Below are 20,046 nucleotides of genomic sequence, written 5' to 3'. Positions count from 1 at the left end.
AAAAACAAAAAGGGGGCAATAGCCCCCCTTTTTATACCGCGTTTATCGCAATAGTGTAACTTATTCCGCGTCAGCTTCTGGCTGAGCGTCAGTTTCAGCGGCAGCAGGCGCTTGCTCTACTGCTTCTTTCATGCTCAGGCGGATACGACCCTGACGGTCGATTTCCAGAACCTTAACTTGAACTTCCTGACCTTGCTCAACGAAATCAGACACTTTCTCAATGCGCTTGTCAGCAACTTGAGAGATGTGAACCAGACCTTCTTTGGTGCCGATAACAGACACAAAGCAACCGAAGTCTACGATGCGAGTAACTTTACCGGTGTAGATACGGCCCACTTCAACTTCAGCAGTCAACGCTTCAATGCGTGCAATTGCCGCTTTCGCTTTATCGCCATCTGTTGCTGCGATCTTCACTGTACCGTCATCTTCGATTTCGATGGTGGTTTCAGTTTCTTCAGTCAGCGCACGAATAACTGCACCGCCTTTACCGATCACATCTTTGATCTTCTCTGGGTTGATCTTGATGGTGTGGATACGTGGTGCGAATTCAGAAATATCGTCACGAGCCGCAGAGATTGCTTGATCCATGACGCTAAGGATGTGCAGACGCGCGCCCTTCGCTTGGTTCAGTGCAATTTCCATGATCTCTTTAGTGATACCTTCGATTTTGATGTCCATCTGCAGCGCAGTGACACCGTCATCCGTACCCGCTACTTTGAAGTCCATGTCACCCAGGTGATCTTCGTCACCCAGAATGTCAGACAGTACAACAAAGTCGTTGTCTTCTTTCACAAGACCCATTGCGATACCCGCAACAGATTTCTTGATCGGAACACCAGCATCCATAAGAGCCAGAGACGTACCACATACAGACGCCATTGAAGACGAGCCGTTAGATTCAGTGATTTCAGAAACCACACGAATGGTGTACGGGAATTCGTCTTGTGAAGGCATTACTGCTGCAATACCGCGCTTCGCCAGTTTACCGTGGCCGATTTCACGACGCTTAGGTGAACCAACAAAGCCAGTTTCACCCACACAGTACGGAGGGAAGTTGTAATGCAGCAGGAAGTGATCAACACGCTCGCCAGTGATCGAGTCGATGATTTGAGCATCACGCTTCGTACCAAGGGTTGCAGTAACCAGAGCCTGAGTTTCACCACGGGTGAACAAAGAAGAACCGTGGGTACGTGGCAGAACACCAGTACGTACGTCTAGCGCACGAACCATGTCTTTTTCGCGACCATCGATACGTGGGTTACCCGCGATGATGCGACCACGTACAACGTTTTTCTCAAGGCTGCTCAGCATACCTTGGATTTCACGGACGTTCAGATCGTCATTCTCTTCGCTCATTTGAGCGATAACGCCTTGCTTGATTTCACCAACTTGCGCATAACGCGCCATTTTTTCGGTGATCTGGTACGCTTCTACGAAACGCGCTTCAGCCAGTTCAGCAACACGTGCTTTCAGGTCAGCGTCAACCGCTGGAGCAGCCCAATCCCAAGAAGGGGTAGCGACTTCAGCAGCAAATTCTTTGATTGCTTGAATAGCAACTTGTTGTTGGTCATGACCAAAAACAACGGCTTGCAGCATTTGCTCTTCGCTTAGACGGTCAGCTTCTGATTCAACCATCAGAACTGCGCCTTCAGTACCTGCAATAACCAGATCCAAACGGCTAGTTTCAAGCTCAGCGTTGCTTGGGTTCAATACCAACTGATCGTTGATGAAGCCAACACGTGCTGCACCAATAGGACCGTTGAATGGCAGACCTGAAATAGCCAGAGCTGCAGAGGTCGCAAGCAATGCAACGATATCAGGGCTTACATCTGGGTTTACAGAAACCACAGTTGCGATAACTTGAACTTCGTTTTTAAAACCGTCTGGGAACAGTGGACGGATTGGACGGTCGATCAGACGTGATGTCAGTGTTTCGCCTTCAGAAGGACGACCTTCACGCTTGAAGAAACCACCAGGGATTTTACCTGCAGCGTAAGTACGCTCTTGGTAGTTAACCGTCAACGGGAAGAAGTCTTGACCTTCTACTGCTGATTTCTTACCAACAACACTTACGAATACAGAAGTGTCGTCCATGCTTGCCATTACAGCAGCGGTTGCTTGGCGAGCCATAACGCCAGTTTCCAGAGTAACGGTATGGTTACCGTACTGGAATGTTTTTACGATTGGATTCACGTGAAATTCCTTGTTTTATTTGCACTTACTTAGTGCGAGTCACTTTATTTTCAAAGGCTTCACCAATCGCGACTAATGACAAAACTCAATATTTCCTTGCTGTAGGAAAACGGCAATAGAGTGTTCTCAATAGTCGCGACCTGATGGTCGACTTCGTAGACTGCGAAGCCAATGAAAGCGCCAATATTATATACCCAAACTGTCGCAAGTTGCATGTTTCGGCAAGAATTACTGGGGTTATGCTCAAGGGTTAACGCAACTCGATTCATTTGATCGAGTCAAAAAGCGGTCACGATAGGCACAAGCCCAAAAAATTCTCGAACGAATAATAGTTGAGGGATGAAAAAAGGCGGGAACAAAAACGAGAAAAGGAGTCACGAGGACTCCTTTTCGGCTTGCGGTGCTTAAAAGCCAAAGGCTTATTAGCGACGCAGACCTAGACGCTTGATTACTTCTAGGTAACGGTCAGCGTTTTTACGCTTCAGGTAATCCAGAAGCTTACGGCGACGTGAAACCATGCGCAGCAGACCGCGGCGGCTGTGGTGATCACCTTTGTGCTCAGCGAAGTGGCCTTGCAGGTGATTGATAGAAGCAGTAAGAAGCGCTACTTGAACTTCTGGAGAACCAGTGTCGTTAGTGCCTTGAGCGTAATCAGCAACGATTGCTGCTTTAGTTTCTGCATTCAGAGACATAGTCTATTCCTAAATGTAAAAGGTTGAATTTGTGTCAGCCAATCTCTGATTCAGCCAGACACCCGAGCGGCGGATTCTACAGCGCTTCCCTTAATAAGGCAATCGATATAGCGCCCACCAAATATTTTTTCATCGCTTGCGCGTTTACTCTGGGCGAGCGTTGACCAAACGGCGAGGTGCAACCATGCCATCAGCGTCAATCTCACCAACACCGATAAAGGTGCGCTCTTCGCCAACCGTCATGCGCACTTGGCCTTCAGTAGGCGCGTTTGACGCTTGTACTGCCTGACCTTGTAATGCATAACTTGCTACCGCAGGAAGCAAATTAACTTCTTCTAAATCTTGTACCGCTGAATCCAGAGGCAACAAAAGAGAATCAAGCAACTCGCGTGGCTGAACTTCTTGCTCGCGCGCTTGCTCAAGCAGTGCTTCCAGCTGTTCCAACGTTACCATCTTCTCGATAGGGTAACGTGACACACCAATGCGGCGAAGGGCAATGACATGTGCGCCACAGCCTAACATTTCGCCAAGATCATCAACGATGGTACGGATATACGTGCCCTTAGAGCAATGCACTTCCATCTCCACTTCATCGCCTTCAAAGCGTAATAGGGAGATTTCGTACACATTGATCTTACGTGCTACGCGAGGCACTTCGATACCCGCACGCGCATATTCGTAAAGGGGTTTACCTTCGTATTTCAACGCAGAGAACATTGAAGGCACTTGCATCGTTTCACCACGGAAACCCGCAATAAAGCCTTCAAGCTGTTCTAGATTGACGTTAACATCACGAGTTTCAACCACTTCACCGTCTGAATCAGACGTGTTGGTACGCTCACCCAATTTCGCGACAACAACATAACGCTTGTCAGAGTCGAGCAAAAACTGGGAGAACTTGGTCGCTTCACCAAAACAGATTGGCAGCATACCTGTCGCCAATGGGTCTAGTGCGCCGGTATGACCCGCTTTTTCTGCAAAGAAAATGCGTTTCACTTCCTGCAAAGCACCATTGGAGGTAATACCGCTTGGTTTATCCAGCAGAACGATCCCATCAACAGGACGTCCGCGACGACGTGGACGACGACCCATTACTCTTCTTCCCCATCAACATCTGCGCGGCGCGCTTCGTCTGATTTAACAGCACTGGTGACAAGGTTCGAGATACGCATACCTTCAGTGAGTGACTGGTCAAACACGAAGATAACTTCAGGTGTGATACGCAGACGAATGGCTTTACCTAACAAAGTACGGACATACCATGCTTGCTCGTTCAGTGCTTCCAAACCAGCTTCTGCCGTTTGATCGCCTGTCGTCAAAAAGGTCACATGAATTTTTGCATACGCAAGGTCACGTGAAACATCAACGCCTGACACGGTTACCATGCTAATGCGTGGGTCTTTAATTTCGCGTTGCAGGATAAGCGCGACTTCTTTTTGCACTTGTTGCGATACGCGTTGGGTACGGCTAAATTCTTTGGCCATAACTCTCTTCTCTGATAAAGAATAGGGGAAAGCGCTTAGCACTTCCCCCCATGGTGTTTATAAACAACCTGTTACAGGTAGCTATTATTCGATAGTACGCTTAACTTCAACGATTTCGAATACTTCGATTTGGTCGCCTGGGCGAACATCGTTGTAGTTCTTAACGCCGATACCACACTCGTAGCCTTTAGCGACTTCGTTAACGTCATCTTTAAAGCGACGCAGTGACTCTAGCTCACCTTCATAGATAACAACGTTATCACGCAGAACGCGGATTGGGTTGTTACGTTTGATGGTACCTTCAGAAACGATACAGCCTGCAATTGCACCAATCTTAGGTGACTTGAAGACTTCACGTACTTCAGCCAGACCCATGATTTCTTGTTTGAACTCAGGCGCAAGCATACCGCTCATCGCTTGTTTCACTTCATCAATCAGGGCGTAGATCACTGAGTAGTAACGTAGATCCAAGCTTTCTGCTTCGATAGTCTTACGCGCTGATGCATCTGCACGAACGTTAAAGCCTACCAAAATTGCATTTGACGCAGCGGCCAGCACAGCATCAGTTTCAGTGATTGCACCAACACCTGAACCAACGATCTTCACTTTCACTTCATCAGTTGAAAGTTTAACCAGTGAATCAGCAATCGCTTCAACAGAACCTTGTACATCAGCTTTCAGTACAATGTTCAGCTCAGACACTTCGCCTTCAGTCATGTTAGAGAACATGTTCTCCAACTTAGCTTTCTGCTGGCGAGCCAGTTTAACATCGCGGAATTTACCTTGACGATACAGGGCAACTTCACGTGCTTTACGCTCATCACGAACAACGGTCGCTTCGTCACCCGCTTGTGGTACACCTGATAGACCCAGGATTTCCACAGGGATAGACGGACCAGCTTCTTCAACGTCTTTACCGTTCTCATCGCGCATTGCACGAACACGGCCATATTCCAGACCACACAGAACGATATCGCCTTTCTTCAGCGTACCTTCTTGAACCAGAACAGTTGCAACTGGGCCACGGCCCTTGTCGAGACGTGATTCGATAACCACACCGCTTGCCATGCTGTCACGTACGGCTTGAAGTTCAAGAACTTCAGATTGAAGCAAGATAGCTTCCAACAGCTCATCGATATTAAGACCTTGCTTAGCAGAAACATGAACGAACATGTTTTCGCCGCCCCAATCTTCTGACATAACGTTGTGCTGAGACAGTTCGTTTTTCACTTGATCTGGGTTTGCTGCTTCTTTATCAATCTTGTTCACTGCAACGATAAGTGGCACATCGGCCGCTTTTGCGTGCTGGATAGCTTCGACAGTTTGTGGCATTACGCCATCATCTGCTGCAACAACCAGAACAACGATATCTGTTGCTTTCGCACCACGTGCACGCATTGATGTAAACGCTGCGTGTCCTGGAGTATCCAAGAAGGTGATCATGCCGTTTGGCGTTTCAACGTGGTATGCACCGATGTGCTGAGTAATACCACCCGCTTCGCCTGAAGCAACATGCGCTTTACGAATGTAGTCAAGTAGCGACGTTTTACCGTGGTCAACGTGACCCATGATAGTAACAACTGGTGCACGTGGTTCACGTTTTGCACTGTCATCACGATCCAGCATGACCGCTTCTTCAAGTTCGTTCTCTTTACGAAGAACAACTTTGTGACCCATTTCTTCTGCAACAAGTGCTGCAGTTTCTTGGTCGATAACTTGGTTGATGGTTGCCATAGCACCCATCTTCATCATGGTCTTGATAACTTCGGTAGCTTTAATAGCCATCTTGTTAGCCAGTTCAGCAACAGTGACCGTTTCACCGATCTCTACATCACGGTTAACTTTCTGTACTGGTTTCTGGAAACCATGCTGCATAGAAGTCGGCTTGGACATACGTCCTTTTAGCTTACCGCCTCTACCGCCACGACCGCGATTCGCAGATGAATCGTCTTTGTCTTGTGCTGACTTTTTCTTCTTACGGCGACGTGGAGCGGCTTCTTGGCGGCGATCCGCTTCGTCTTCTGCTTCACGTGCATGTTGGAAAGTTGTAACGTGATGATCGGTTGCTTCCATTACATCTGCTACCACTTCTTGCTTACTCCAACGCTCTTCATTCAATTCTGCCATTTTGCGTGCCTCTTCTAGCTGGCGCTGACTTTCTTCTTCAGCTCTACGCTTGGCTTCCTCTTCCTGGCGACGCTTGAGTTCATCAGCTTCATTTTTTGCTTGCGACTCTGCCGCTTCACGAGATGCTCTTTGTTCAGAGTTCTCATTCAACGCTTTAGATTTTTCAGTCGCAACGCGTGCTTTTTCTTCAGCGTCGCGCTTAGCTTTCTCTTCAGCTTCGCGTTTTGCTTTTTCTTCGGCTTCTCGCTTCGCTGTTTCTTCAGCGGCGCGACGGGCTTTTTCCTCAGCCTCTCGCTGTGCTGCTTCTTCAGCTTCACGTTGTGCTGCTTCCTGCACTACACGTTGTTCTTCGAGGTCGCTGCGCTTCACGTAGGTACGTTTCTTACGCACTTCTACCTGAACATCCTTACTCTTTCCGCCAGCACCTGAAACACTCAATGTGCTGCGTTTTTTGCGCTGTAACGTCAGTCGAGTTGGAGCGCTACCATCGTCGCCGTGCTCACGTTTCAGGTGAGAAAGCAAAGTTTGCTTCTCATCTTGGCTTACGCTGTCTTCTGCCGACTTTTGAATACCGGCATCTTGAAATTGCTTAAGCAAACGATCTACCGGCGTATCGATCTCGCTCGCCAGTGCTTTAACTGTAACCTCTGACATTCTGCTCCTCCTTTGCTGCGCTTAAGCTTCGTCGCTGAACCAGCAAATATTGCGCGCAGCCATAATAAGCTCGCCCGCTTTAACTTCATCCATTTCCTCGATATCAAGAAGATCATCAGTGCCTTGGTCAGCCAGATCTTCCAATGTACAGATGCCTTTTGCTGCTAGGCGGAACGCCATATCACGCTCCAAACCTTCCAGACCCAATAGGTCTTCAGCAGGCTCTGCACCGTCAAGGATTTCTTCTTTCGCCAGTGCGATAGTGGTCAGTGCTTCTTTTGCACGGCTACGTAGTTCTTCAACAGTATCTTCATCAAGACCGTTGACTTCCATCAGCTCTGCAGCTGGTACGTAAGCAACTTCTTCCAATGTGGTGAAACCTTCTTCAACCAACATTGCTGCGAAATCTTCGTCGATATCCAGGTGCTTACTGAACAGTTCAATAGACTGGCCAGCTTCTTCCTGGTGTTTCTTCTTCAGATCATCAACAGTCATGACGTTCAACACCCAACCCGTAAGTTGAGATGCTAGACGTACGTTTTGACCGTTACGACCGATAGCTTGCGCTAAGTTGTCCGCTTCGACAGCGATATCCATAGTATGGGTATCTTCGTCTACGATAATAGACGCAACTTCCGCTGGTGCCATCGCGTTGATAACAAGTTGTGCAGGGTTATCATCCCACAAAACGATATCGATACGCTCACCACCAAGTTCACCTGAAACAGCTTGAACACGCGCGCCACGCATACCAACACACGCACCAACAGGGTCAATACGCTTGTCATTCGTCTTCACGGCAATTTTTGCACGTGAGCCAGGATCACGGGCTGCGCCCATGATCTCAATCATTTCTTCGCCAACTTCTGGCACTTCAATGCGGAACAGTTCGATCAGCATTTCAGACTTAGAGCGAGTCATGAACAATTGGAAGCCACGGGCCTCAGGACGCACAGCATACAGCAAACCGCGCACGCGGTCGCCTGGACGGAAATTTTCTCGTGGTAATTGATCGTCACGTTGGATTGCCGCTTCTGCGTTGTTGCCCAAATCAACGATGATCAAATCACGGTTGACCTTCTTGACAATACCAGTGATTAGCTCACCTTCATTGTCCATGAACTGCTCAACGACTTGCTCGCGCTCAGCTTCTCGTACCTTTTGTACGATAACTTGCTTCGCTGTTTGCGTCGTGATTCGGTCAAACGTAACAGATTCGATGTCGTCTTCAACATAACCACCAAGCTCAAGCGTTTCGTCATCGAATTGCGCTGCTTCCAAGGTGATTTCACGTGTTGGCATGGTAACTTCGTCAACCACTAACCAACGACGGAAGGTTTCGACCTCGCCAGTTTTGCGGTCGATAACAACGCGGACTTCAATTTCTGCTTCGTATTTCTTTTTCGTGGCCGTTGCCAAAGCTGTTTCCAACGCTTCAAAAATGCGCTCGCGGGGAACTGCTTTTTCATTGGATACCGCTTCTACGACAGCCAAGATTTCTTTGTTCATGAACTAATGCCTCATTTAGCTTAAAATGAAGGAACCAGGTTTGCCTTGGCGATATTGCTCAGGGCGAACGCTTCTTCGTTGCCATCGACGCTGATGGTCACAGTCTCACCTTCCACGGAAAGAATATTACCTTTCCACTTGCGGCGGTTTTGCATAGCCATTTTAAGCACTACGTTGACTTCATGGCCGATAAAACGCTGATAATGTGCAGCGTTAAAAAGTGGTCGCTCCAAACCCGGAGATGAAACTTCGAGATTGTAAGCTACTGTAATTGGATCTTCGACATCCATGACCGCACTAACCTGACGGCTCACTTCTGCACAGCTTTCAACCGTAATACCATTTTCATGATCAATAAAGACCCGAAGGGTTGAGTGCTGCCCAGCGCGAACAAATTCAAGCCCTACAAGCTCATAGTCCAACGCCGCTACAGGCGCTTCAAGCATAGCGAAAAGCTGTTTTTCTAGTCCTGTCATACAAACCCCAGAAATAAAAAAAGGGCTAAAAAGCCCAGTTATTTGTTCGAATGGTCATCTTCAGATAATAAAAAACCCCGAATCTCGGGGTTTAATGCAACTGGACCCTGTGCCATGGTTTCCCATAACCAGCGACTGTTTTGGTCTCACTAAACAATCGCCGTAAAGTGGTTGCGGGGGCCGGATTTGAACCGACGACCTTCGGGTTATGAGCCCGACGAGCTACCAAACTGCTCCACCCCGCGTCCGATGGCGACATTATATCGTCGCCTCACACACTAATACAAGCACTGTGAACCCTAATAGGGATTTTAAATTGGTGCCGAGAGCGGGACTTGAACCCGCATGCCTATACAGGCACTACCCCCTCAAGATAGCGTGTCTACCAATTTCACCACCTCGGCAAATCTTTTCTTAGTTAGGGATGTCGCTGTTGCCACTTGTCGTAGCGGGAACATCACCTGCCTGCGTCTGCTCAGTTAGCGGCACACTCAGGTCTTCATACTCACTACCCGTTTGGATCTGGTGAGATGTTAAGTTACCCAGCACAAGGCTAAGTATAAAAAATACAGTTGCGAATATCGCAGTCATTCGGGTCAGAAAGTTTCCAGAGCCGCCAGAGCCAAATACAGTACTTGATGCCCCAGCCCCGAAAGAGGCTCCCATATCTGCGCCTTTACCTTGTTGAACCAAAACCAGGCCAATAACACCGAGCGCGGCCAACAGATAAATCACAAGTAGAATTTCGTACATGGGTTCCACCTATGTTCCAAATTGTTGAGCCAGCTGACATTTAAGTTCACTAGCGCAACTCCCATCATTGGGAGCGAGAGAATACTAACGAATGCCAGCAGGTGAAACAAGAGAAAAATGCAAAAAAACAGCACTTTTCCTCGCGTTTGCACATCTTCTAACCAAACCGTCTCTCTCGCCCAATGTCGTTTTATGTATCAGCGGTATGTGCGATTAGCAGTTCGCTTTCACAGCGTCTGCAATCTCAAACGCATAGGCTTGGACATCTTCCGCATTTTCGCCTTCCACCATAACGCGTATGAGGGGCTCAGTACCCGACTTACGAAGCAATACGCGGCCTGTATCACCCAGTTTCGACTCGACAGATGCTTTTGCCGCTAACACGGCTTCAGATTCAAGCGGGTCGCTAGTGCCTTTGAAACGAACGTTCTCTAACACTTGTGGGAACATACTCATGCCTTCACACAATGTTTTCAAACTCATTCCAGTGCCAACGACGCTCGCCAGCACTTGCAATGCTGCCACAATGGCGTCGCCAGTGGTGACCTTATCCAAAAGAATAACGTGACCTGAATTTTCAGCGCCAATTTTCCAGCCTTTTTCAAGTAGCTGTTCCATGACATAGCGGTCGCCTACTTTGGCTCGGGTAAACGGAATACCAAGGTTTTTTAACGCCACTTCCATGCCCATATTGGTCATGAGTGTACCGACAACACCGCCCTTCAATTCGCCACGACGCAGAGATTCACGAGCAATAATATACGCAATCTGGTCGCCATCCACTTTGTTGCCTTCGTGGTCAACCATGATCACGCGATCGCCATCACCATCAAAGGCAATGCCAAGAAGCGCTTCTTCTTCAACTACGCGTTTTTGAAGGGCGCGTACGTCAGTTGCACCGACTTCGGCGTTAATGTTAATGCCGTTAGGTTCAACACCCATAGCGATGACATCGGCGCCCAGCTCAGAAAATACGGAAGGGGCAATGTGATAGGTTGCGCCATGGGCGCAGTCAATCACAATTTTCATTCCCTTAAGGCTCATTTCTGAAGGAAAAGTCCCTTTACAAAATTCAATATAACGGCCCGCTGCATCGACAATTCGCTTAGCTTTACCCAACAAGGCTGACTCTACACAGGTCAGCGGCTTTTCCAATTCAGCTTCAATAGCCAACTCAATCGCATCAGGTAGCTTGGTACCTTCTGATGAGAAGAATTTGATGCCGTTATCGTAATAAGGATTGTGAGACGCAGAAATCACGATCCCTGCTTCGGCGCGGAAGGTTTGAGTGAGGTAGGCAATCGCTGGCGTTGGCATTGGCCCTGTAAACGCAGCTTGAAGACCCGCAGCAGATAGGCCAGCTTCAAGTGCGGACTCCAGCATGTAACCAGAGATGCGCGTGTCTTTACCAATCAAGACCTTTTTCGTGCCCTGCTGGCTCAATACACGCCCTGCTGCCCAGCCAAGCTTCATAATGAAATCTGGCGTGATCGGGAATTCACCCACTTTGCCGCGCACACCGTCGGTGCCGAAATATTTACGTTCTGTCATTGTGTTTCTCCAAATAAAGCCGCTGCTTCGTTCATCATTTTGACGACATGAACAACGTCAGAGGTCTCTTTCACGTCATGTACGCGAATGATCTGAGCCCCTTTCATTGCAGCGATGGTGGCGCAAGCTAAACTGCCTCCGAGAACATCGGTAGGCGCTTTATCCAAAAGTTTAAAAATCATGGACTTTCTCGACATGCCCGCCAGTATTGGCAGCCCATAACGATGAAAAACCTCCAGCTGCGAAAGCAGTTGGTAGTTATGTGTCAAGGTCTTACCAAACCCAAAACCAGGGTCTAGTATCAGCTTGTCTTTCGCTATTCCTGCGATTTCACAAGCCTCAATACGTTGTTCGAAAAACTGATGAATATCATCCAGTAAATTCGTATAGATTGGGTTAGATTGCATGGAACGTGGCTGACCTTGCATATGCATTAAACACACAGGCACGCCAGCATTTGCAGCTGCTTGAAGGGCTCCCTCTTCTTGCAGCGCTCTTACATCGTTAATCAGATCAGCCCCGACAGCCGTCGCCTCACGCATCACATTGGCTTTGCTGGTATCAATAGAAATCCAACAATTAAAACGTGTGCGGATCGCTTCAATAGCAGGTACAACCCGAGATAACTCTTCATCTTCTGACACGTCTGCTGCGCCAGGTCGCGTTGATTCCCCACCAATATCCAGAATAGACGCTCCAGCCGTTAACATGGCTTCTGCATGAAACAATGCAGCATCTAACTGGTTGAATCTCCCTCCATCAGAGAAAGAGTCAGGTGTTACGTTGAGGATCCCCATCACTTGAGGGGTAGAAAGATCTAGCACTTTGGATTTGCAGATGAGTTTCATGAATGGACTTTGTTCGGTTCGAGAATTTATAGCAGATAAAAGAAAAACCCCGAATTGATTCGGGGTTTTGCGATATTTCGATTCAATTACGCTTCCGACTTCTTATCTGGGTCTACGGGCTTATTGCCTGCATCCAAATTGTCAGAGGATGGCGGTACATCTGAGGCCACTTCTGCGTCTGGCGTCTTCGGTGTGTTATCTGAATTATCAGAATCCGAAGCAGTCCAGCCAGCAGGTTCACGAACAGGACGTCGTTCCATCAAATCATCGATTTGACCCGCATCAATCGTTTCATATTTCATCAATGCATCTTTCATTGCATGCATGATGTCCATGTTATCTTCGATGAGCTTGCGCGCACGCAGATAGTTACGGTCAATCAATTCGCGAATTTCACTGTCAATAAGACGCGCTGTTTCATCTGAGACGTGTTTGGATTTAGCCACAGAACGACCAAGGAATACTTCGCCTTCATCATCAGCGTATAGCAATGGACCTAACTTCTCTGAGAAGCCCCATTGCGTCACCATCTTACGGGCAATATCCGTAGCGCGTTCAATGTCGTTCGATGCACCGGTTGAAACGTTGTCGAAACCGTAAACAATCTCTTCAGCTAAACGACCGCCATACAAACTTGAAATCATTGATTCAAGGTGTAAACGAGACATGCTCACACGGTCGGTCTCGGGCAGATACATGGTCACACCCAACGCACGACCGCGCGGAATGATTGAGACTTTGTAAACAGGATCGTGCTCTGGCACGAGGCGACCCACAACGGCGTGACCTGCTTCATGGTAAGCCGTCGATTCTTTCGTCTCTTCAGTCAATACCATGGACTTACGCTCAGCGCCCATCATGATTTTGTCTTTCGCCAACTCAAACTCAGTCATCGACACGACACGTTTGTTGCCACGTGCTGCGAACAAAGCCGCTTCGTTAACAAGGTTAGCCAAATCTGCACCAGAGAATCCAGGTGTACCGCGAGCAATCAGTGATGCTTCAACGTCACTACCCAAAGGCACTTTGCGCATATGAACTTTAAGAATCTGCTCACGACCACGGACATCGGGTAAACCAACAACAACCTGACGGTCAAAACGACCTGGACGCAGAAGCGCTGGGTCAAGAACGTCTGGACGGTTAGTCGCTGCGATAACGATGATACCTTCGTTACCTTCAAAGCCATCCATTTCAACCAGCATCTGGTTAAGGGTTTGCTCACGCTCGTCGTGACCACCACCTAAACCCGCACCACGTTGACGGCCAACGGCATCAATTTCATCGATAAAGATGATACATGGTGATGATTTCTTCGCTTGCTCGAACATGTCACGCACACGAGATGCACCCACACCCACGAACATTTCAACGAAATCAGAACCTGAAATAGTAAAGAATGGGACTTTGGCTTCACCCGCAATGGCTTTTGCCAGTAGCGTTTTACCTGTACCTGGAGGACCCACCATTAGAACACCCGTCGGAATTTTACCGCCGAGTTTCTGGAAACGGCTTGGATCACGCAGGTAATCCACCAACTCTTTAACGTCTTCTTTTGCTTCATCACAGCCAGCAACATCTGCAAACGTCGTTTTGATTTGATCTTCACTCATCATGCGAGCTTTAGACTTACCAAAAGACATTGCACCTTTGCCGCCGCCGCCTTGCATCTGACGCATGAAGAAAATCCACACACCAATAAGCAGAAGCATTGGGAACCAAGAGATGAAAATAGATGCAAGAATGCTTGGTTCTTCAGGTGGCGTACCGCGAACCTGAACTTTAGAGTTAATCAGGTCGTCCAGCAATTTTGGATCTTGGAGAACAGGCATGTAAGTGACATAGCTCGTGCCATCACGACGTGTCACTTTCAGTTCGCGATTATCGAACTGTACATCCTGTAGTTTATCCTGTCCTATTTCTTGGACGAACGTTGTGTAGTCGACTTGACGGCCCGCGCTGTCGCCTGGTCCAAAACTCTGGAACACAGACATTAGAACAACAGCGATAACCAGCCATAAAATCAAGTTTTTTGCCATGTCACTCAAGGTGTTAGCCCCGCGGAAACTTTAGTAATAATAGTAGAGTACTACAGTTTATAACCTGTAGCCACAATGTAGACCTCACGCGAGCGCGCGCGGGAGGAATCTGGTTTGCGGATTTTCACCGCTTTAAACATTTTACGTACTTCAGCCAAATATTGATCAAAGCCTTCCCCTTGGAATACCTTAACAATAAATGCGCCATCACGAGCCAAAACTTCTTGGCACATACTCAGCGCCAACTCAACCAGATACATAGCACGAGGTTGATCTGACGCTTGGTTACCACTCATGTTTGGTGCCATATCTGACATCACCACATCCACCATATCTGGCTGGATACGATCTAGCAACGCGTTTAGCACCGCCTCTTCACGGAAATCCCCTTGCAGGAAACTGACACCTGGCAAGGAGTCCATAGGAAGAATGTCACAAGCAATGACCTGTCCATTATCTCCGACCTGTTCAACAGCATATTGAGACCACCCCCCGGGGGCTGCCCCCAAATCGACCACTGTCATACCGGGTTTCAATAACTTATCTTTACCTTGGATTTCATCAAGTTTAAAAATTGCTCGGGAACGAAAGCCTTTTTTCTGGGCTTCTTGAACATATTTATCATCAAAATGTTCTTTCAACCAACGACCAGAACTCGCTGAGTGTTTCTTTTTGCTCATGTTTTACCTAGCCCTTAATTCAGTCGTTAACTTCAAACAGACGGTTTAGAGGGATATTTGTTCAGTTTGATTAGAGATGGCGGTAGAATGTCACGTTTTCAACCCCGATAAAACAACAAATCGAGTCAACATGAATCTAAGCACAAAACAAAAGCAGTATCTAAAAGGTCTGGCACATAATCTTAAACCTGTCGTTCTGATGGGTGCCAATGGCCTAACAGAAGCCGTGCTTGCTGAGATTGAAATCGCTCTCGATCACCACGAACTGATCAAGGTTAAAGTTGCGTCTGAAGACCGCGACACTAAGAACCTGATTGTAGAAGCAATTGTTCGTGAAACTAAGGCAGAGAAAGTCCAAGTCATCGGTAAGGTACTTGTTCTATATCGTCAAAGCCAAGAGCGTAAAATCGAACTACCACGCAAATAAAAGAAGGCCGCTTAGCGGCCTTCTGTGTTTTCACGCCTGTAATACTCGCTAACAGTTTTCACCGTTAGACATTCCGCGCTACACGTACTTAACACCACCAATTTCAAATTCTTTTACGCCACCAGGCGTGGTGATAGACACTTCATCACCTTCTTCTTTACCAATCAGCCCACGCGCGATCGGGGAATTTACAGAAATCAGATTTTTCTTAATATTAGCTTCGTCATCACCAACAATCTGATAAGTCAGTTCATTGTCAGTATTGATGTCAATCAGCGATACTGTTGAACCGAAAATAACCTTCCCGTTGTTAGGGATTTTTGAAATATCGATAACTTGAGCGACTGACAGCTTGTATTCAATGTCGCGAATTTGTGCTTCGCAGATGCCCTGCTCTTCACGTGCGGCGTGATACTCAGCATTCTCTTTAAGATCGCCAAGTTCTCTCGCTTCACCAATCGCCTGAGTAATAATTGGACGACGTTTCAGTAAGCGAGCTAGCTCTATACGAAGCTGCTGCTCGCCAAGAACAGTCATGGGTACCTTATCCATAAATGACATTACCTCTGTGTCCAAAACCTTGTGTTTTGGAATAACAAAACCCCGCCCAAGCAAAGGTATGAGCGCGGAAAACGAATATTTATATCCTCAGTGTAAACAAGTTAGTTGCTCTGGTCACCTACGATTTTGGTCGCGCAGGTGCTTGAGCGCTCCTGAATGGCATAGATATAAACAAACACTTGCCACCTAAAAGCCCCTCTACATATCCCTCACGACATTTCCTCGATGCACATCACACAAACAAGAACAAAAACAAATGTTTAGGAAAAATAAAAAACAAAAAATATCTAAAAACACCATCTAGCATGGAACTTATCAATAAACCAGCAACACATTGAAAAATAACTAATTATTATAAAATACTCACATAAAAAACAATGTTTTCTATTTGTTTTTTGATCGTTTTACTAACGGTTGCAATTCGGGAGCGGTTACAAACAAGACATCGAGATGTTTGGAGATTACGTCTCGAAAATCATAATCTTATAAAGGACAACATAATGAACAAAAAGTTGATCGCACTTGCTGTTGCTGCTGTAGCTTCTACCTCTGTTTCTGCTGCTGAAGTTTTTAACGACGGCACCTCTAGCCTTTCAATCGGTGGCCGTATCGAAGCACGTGCATTGCTTGTTGATGGTGACATGGATGACAAAAGTCGCGCACGTATGAACATCCTTGGTCAAACCGAGATCGCAGAAAATGTTTACGGTTTTGGCTTCTTCGAGCACGAATACACCACAACTGAAGATGAAGTTCGTTACGGCTTCGCAGGTATCAGCACTGAGTTTGGTAAAGTGGCTTACGGTAAAACTGACGGCTCTTTGGGCATGATCACCGATTTCACCGATATCATGTCTTACCACGGTGCTGGCGCGAGCGCTAAAATCGCTGTTGCTGACCGTATCCAAAACAACCTAGCGTACATGGGTGAGTTCGGTGGCCTGACGGTTAAAGCAAACTACGTGGGCGAAACTGAAGCTCTGGATGGTACGCTGATTGTTGACGGCGGTTACTCTATGGGTGCGGTATACGCAATGGAAAACGGCCTAGCAATGGGTCTGGGTTACGCTGACCAAGGTAAAGACACCAACACCACTAAAGCAGAGAGCCAAATCGAAGCTGCTGTTTCTTACACCATGGGTGACATCTACGTTGCTGCGCTTTACAAAGATGGCGAAAACAAACAATCAGGCGTTAGCACTGACCTGACTGGTTACGAATTGGCTGCTGCTTACACCATGGGCAAAACTAAGTTAACAACCACTTACAACAACGCGGAATCAAAATCAGGTTCTGACAAGTCAGATACCTACGATGCAATCGCAATCGACGCGACGCATTACTTCAACGACAACTTCCGTGCTTACACTTCTTACAACTTCAACCTGCTTGATGCAAACGAAGTTGAAACTAAGAAAGATGCAGAAGACCAATTGGTATTCGGTCTACGTTACGATTTCTAATCTGACTTAAGTTCTTTACTTAAATCAGTATCAAAAACGCCTACCTCCGAGTAGGCGTTTTTTGTACCATACTGAATCTTCCTTCATTGCGGGAACTTCTTATGGCGCGCCTTTTATCTCTAATCGTTTGTTCTCTTTTCTCTGTCACCGCCTTTTCCATTCCCCTCAATAACATTGAGGCTATGCTTCCCGCTGGTAGCCAGCTTGCACTTTCGGTGTTTAACACCAACAGCGGCGAGCAAATCGTTGGGCGTGATGATGACATCTTGCTGCCACCCGCCAGCACACAAAAAGTCGTGACTGCACTGGCCGCATCACTTTACCTCCCCCAAGATTTCGCCTTTGAAACCAAAGTGCTTCAATCAGGCAAAGACATTGTTTTTAAGTTTGATGGCGACCCAACGCTGAAGCGCAAAGATCTTCAATTGCTCGTTAGTGCCCTAAAAGCCAAAGGCATTCGTCAAATTCGCGGTGATGTTTGGCTTGATGGTGAGATATTTACGGGATATGAACGCGCCGTTGGTTGGCCATGGGACATTTTGGGCGTTTGCTACAGCGCGCCGTCTTCAGCAATAACGCTAGAACGAAACTGTGTTCAAGGCTCGATCTATAGCGAGAAAAGTAAGCGCCAAACTCGCGTCTTTGTGCCCGAGCACCAACCGATAGAGATAAGTACCAATGCATTGGCGCTAACCAAAGATCAGCAAAAAGACCAACATTGCGATTTAGAGCTTCACTATGACAGCAACAACCACTATCAATTGAGTGGTTGCTTGGCACACCGCACTAGCCCGCTTCCTCTAAAATTTGCCGTGCAAAACCCACAAAAATACATGACTGATGTACTCGCCAGTGAGCTAAAGAAAGCCGCGATTTCCGTGAAAGGTAAAATTCGAATCGGCGCGCCAAGCGGCCAACGCAGTTTTATTGCCATGCATAAATCAGCGCCACGCGATGCACTGCTTAATACCATGCTCAAGCGCTCTGACAATCTAATTGCCGACAATATACTCAAAACATTGGGTCATCGTTACTTCGATCAAGCCGGCTCATTCAGCAATGGGGCAGCGGCGATCAAAGCCATATTGAAGCAACAAGCCAACATTGATCTTGATACTGCGGTGATGGTTGATGGGTCGGGGTTGTCTCGCAACAATCGCATGACTGCGGCGCAACTGATAGATGTGGTGCAATACGTCTATACACACCCTCAAATTGGCATCCTAGCCATGTTGCCCGTGTCAGGGGTGGATGGCACATTGAAGTATCGCAGCAGTGTTCGTAATGCACCGCTCAAAAATAAGCTGACAGCGAAAACAGGCTCTTTATATGGTAGCTATAACCTTGCGGGCATACTGAGAAATGACAAAGGCCAAGATATCCTGGTGGTTCAACTTGTGACTAACTACCACATTCCCGCATCGGATGATCGCCCCAGCAATGTTGCCAGCCCGATCACCCAATTTGAACGAGAGTTGTATCAAGCGCTGCTTACGTCAAGCCTAACCACGCGTTAATGGTCATAAAGTAAATCGCCATCCCGCTGATATCGACGACAGAGGCCAGCACTGGACTCACAAGAACGGCGGGATCTAGCTTGAGTTTGCGAGCCACCAATGGCAGCACACCACCTAACGTGGTGGATAGTGTCACTTGGATCACCAATGCGGTACCAATGGCCATCGCAATATCATTAAGGTGAAAGCCTGCAGGTAACGATGTGGCATCACTAAAAACCAGCACTCTCGCCATAATCACGGCCGCTAGCGCAAACGCGATAATAATCGCCACTCGTACTTCCTTCCACATCACAGCTAGCCATTGAGAAGGGCGAACTTCATTCATGGCCATTGCCCTCACCACTAATGTCGCCGCTTGAGAGCCCGCATTTCCTCCCGCTGCAGCGACCACTGGCATATAAATAGCGAGCAGAACCAACTGAGTGATCGTGTCTTCATAATGTGAAATGATAAGACCAGATAAGATCCCAAGTAACGCCAAACCAACAATCCAGCCAATACGCTGCCTGACATGGTTCATCACAGAATTAGTGAGATAATCTCCGTCGGGTTCAATTTCAGAACTAATCAATCCCAAATCTATCGCGATTTGTCTGCTCCTGACGGTATCCCCCGTTTCCGTTAATGCATCCAATAATTCTCTGACCAAAGCCAGTGGGCAGCAATTCAGCACACCAACAGCTTCAGATACGGGCATGACCGAGAGCAGGCGAACTCTCTCTTCCATGGTGTGAATGAGAAATGCATTTTTTGCGGCATCAATTTCATGAGCAGCAAGGTGTGTGTGTTGGCAATCCAACAGTGTTGTGTACATTACCGACATAGCGAATCTCCCGATTGGCAAGTTCCTGACGTAAACGCCTGGTTGAGGGTAACGACCAAAAAATACGAATTTGAGGCTCAACAATAAACAGCTAACGCGCATGCTTATCATGAAACTCGTCACTAAAGACTCAACGTCCTTGGTCGTATTTTTACTCTGAATATCGGGGAAGCGCTGGGATTGATGCAGGAAATAGCAATCATTCCGACCGGGCGGTCGAAATGTGGATACACATGAACTTAACCG

At 47.4% G+C, this 20,046-nt stretch carries 17 protein-coding genes and 2 tRNA genes; 3 read left to right on the top strand and 16 right to left on the bottom strand.

Translation table 11 applies throughout. From position 1 onward, the window contains the following. Positions 1–60 precede the first annotated feature (60 nt). The 14 genes from pnp to rlmE all read right to left on the bottom strand — a co-directional run bounded on the left by pnp (position 61) and on the right by rlmE (position 15,006). Positions 61–2,193, bottom strand: a complete 2,133-nt coding sequence (gene pnp, locus AC3CIC_RS02620) for a polyribonucleotide nucleotidyltransferase (RefSeq protein ID WP_016961656.1) — start codon at positions 2,191–2,193, stop codon at positions 61–63. 422 nt (positions 2,194–2,615) lie between these two features. Beyond that, complete coding sequence (gene rpsO / locus AC3CIC_RS02615; protein ID WP_016961657.1) at positions 2,616–2,885, bottom strand: 30S ribosomal protein S15; 270 nt, start codon at positions 2,883–2,885, stop codon at positions 2,616–2,618. A 144-nt stretch (positions 2,886–3,029) separates the two neighbouring features. After that, positions 3,030–3,977, bottom strand: coding sequence for a tRNA pseudouridine(55) synthase TruB (gene truB, locus AC3CIC_RS02610; protein ID WP_016961658.1), 948 nt, complete (start codon positions 3,975–3,977; stop codon positions 3,030–3,032). Then, positions 3,977–4,369 (bottom strand): 30S ribosome-binding factor RbfA, encoded by a 393-nt coding sequence (gene rbfA / locus AC3CIC_RS02605; protein WP_016961659.1) that lies wholly within the window; start codon positions 4,367–4,369, stop codon positions 3,977–3,979. The genes truB and rbfA overlap by 1 nt, the downstream gene beginning before the upstream one ends. 84 nt (positions 4,370–4,453) lie before the next feature. After that, entirely contained in the window at positions 4,454–7,150 is a 2,697-nt protein-coding gene (gene infB / locus AC3CIC_RS02600; protein WP_016961660.1) for a translation initiation factor IF-2, read from the bottom strand. 21 nt (positions 7,151–7,171) lie between these two features. After that, complete coding sequence (gene nusA, locus AC3CIC_RS02595; RefSeq protein WP_016961661.1) at positions 7,172–8,659, bottom strand: transcription termination factor NusA; 1,488 nt, start codon at positions 8,657–8,659, stop codon at positions 7,172–7,174. A 20-nt stretch (positions 8,660–8,679) separates the two neighbouring features. Further along, a complete protein-coding gene (gene rimP / locus AC3CIC_RS02590; protein WP_016961662.1) occupies positions 8,680–9,135 on the bottom strand; it encodes a ribosome maturation factor RimP in 456 nt (151 codons plus the stop codon). 168 nt (positions 9,136–9,303) lie between these two features. Next, positions 9,304–9,380: transfer RNA gene (locus tag AC3CIC_RS02585), tRNA-Met, on the bottom strand. A 72-nt stretch (positions 9,381–9,452) separates the two neighbouring features. After that, positions 9,453–9,539, bottom strand: a tRNA-Leu gene (locus AC3CIC_RS02580). 10 nt (positions 9,540–9,549) lie between these two features. Beyond that, on the bottom strand, positions 9,550–9,888 hold the full coding sequence (gene secG / locus AC3CIC_RS02575) for a preprotein translocase subunit SecG (protein WP_016961663.1): 339 nt from the start codon (positions 9,886–9,888) through the stop codon (positions 9,550–9,552). 213 nt (positions 9,889–10,101) lie between these two features. Beyond that, on the bottom strand, positions 10,102–11,439 hold the full coding sequence (gene glmM / locus AC3CIC_RS02570; protein WP_017004592.1) for a phosphoglucosamine mutase: 1,338 nt from the start codon (positions 11,437–11,439) through the stop codon (positions 10,102–10,104). Next, positions 11,436–12,287 carry a dihydropteroate synthase gene (gene folP, locus AC3CIC_RS02565; protein WP_017004591.1) on the bottom strand — a complete coding sequence of 284 codons (852 nt, stop codon included), beginning with the start codon at positions 12,285–12,287 and terminating at the stop codon, positions 11,436–11,438. The genes glmM and folP overlap by 4 nt, the downstream gene beginning before the upstream one ends. Before the next feature lie 86 nt (positions 12,288–12,373). Next, positions 12,374–14,326, bottom strand: a complete 1,953-nt coding sequence (gene ftsH / locus AC3CIC_RS02560; protein ID WP_017004590.1) for an ATP-dependent zinc metalloprotease FtsH — start codon at positions 14,324–14,326, stop codon at positions 12,374–12,376. Between the two features lie 50 nt (positions 14,327–14,376). Then, positions 14,377–15,006, bottom strand: coding sequence for a 23S rRNA (uridine(2552)-2'-O)-methyltransferase RlmE (gene rlmE, locus AC3CIC_RS02555; RefSeq protein ID WP_016961667.1), 630 nt, complete (start codon positions 15,004–15,006; stop codon positions 14,377–14,379). A gap of 130 nt (positions 15,007–15,136) precedes the next feature. Here rlmE and yhbY point away from each other — a divergent pair, with 130 nt between their 5' ends. Next, a complete protein-coding gene (gene yhbY / locus AC3CIC_RS02550) occupies positions 15,137–15,433 on the top strand; it encodes a ribosome assembly RNA-binding protein YhbY (protein WP_016961668.1) in 297 nt (98 codons plus the stop codon). 78 nt (positions 15,434–15,511) lie between these two features. Here the strand turns inward: yhbY and greA are convergent, their stop codons facing one another. Further along, positions 15,512–15,985 (bottom strand): transcription elongation factor GreA, encoded by a 474-nt coding sequence (gene greA, locus AC3CIC_RS02545; RefSeq protein WP_026024021.1) that lies wholly within the window; start codon positions 15,983–15,985, stop codon positions 15,512–15,514. A gap of 509 nt (positions 15,986–16,494) precedes the next feature. Between greA and AC3CIC_RS02540 the strand changes: the two genes are divergently transcribed. Together AC3CIC_RS02540 and dacB are read left to right on the top strand one after the other, a co-directional pair. Beyond that, the gene (locus AC3CIC_RS02540; protein WP_488515263.1) at positions 16,495–17,457 is read left to right on the top strand and encodes a porin; all 963 of its coding nucleotides are present in this window, start codon (positions 16,495–16,497) and stop codon (positions 17,455–17,457) included. A 101-nt stretch (positions 17,458–17,558) separates the two neighbouring features. Further along, a complete protein-coding gene (gene dacB, locus AC3CIC_RS02535; RefSeq protein ID WP_488515262.1) occupies positions 17,559–18,974 on the top strand; it encodes a serine-type D-Ala-D-Ala carboxypeptidase in 1,416 nt (471 codons plus the stop codon). Here dacB and AC3CIC_RS02530 read toward each other — a convergent pair. Beyond that, a complete protein-coding gene (locus AC3CIC_RS02530) occupies positions 18,949–19,800 on the bottom strand; it encodes a magnesium transporter (protein WP_394211072.1) in 852 nt (283 codons plus the stop codon). The two genes, dacB and AC3CIC_RS02530, sit on opposite strands and share 26 nt — an antisense overlap. Positions 19,801–20,046: the final 246 nt, after the last annotated feature.

The organism is Enterovibrio sp. QJM3NY_24 (genome assembly GCF_057786035.1).
The sequence above is the reverse complement of the archived record's forward strand: the minus strand, read 5'-3'. Positions and strand labels throughout refer to the sequence as shown.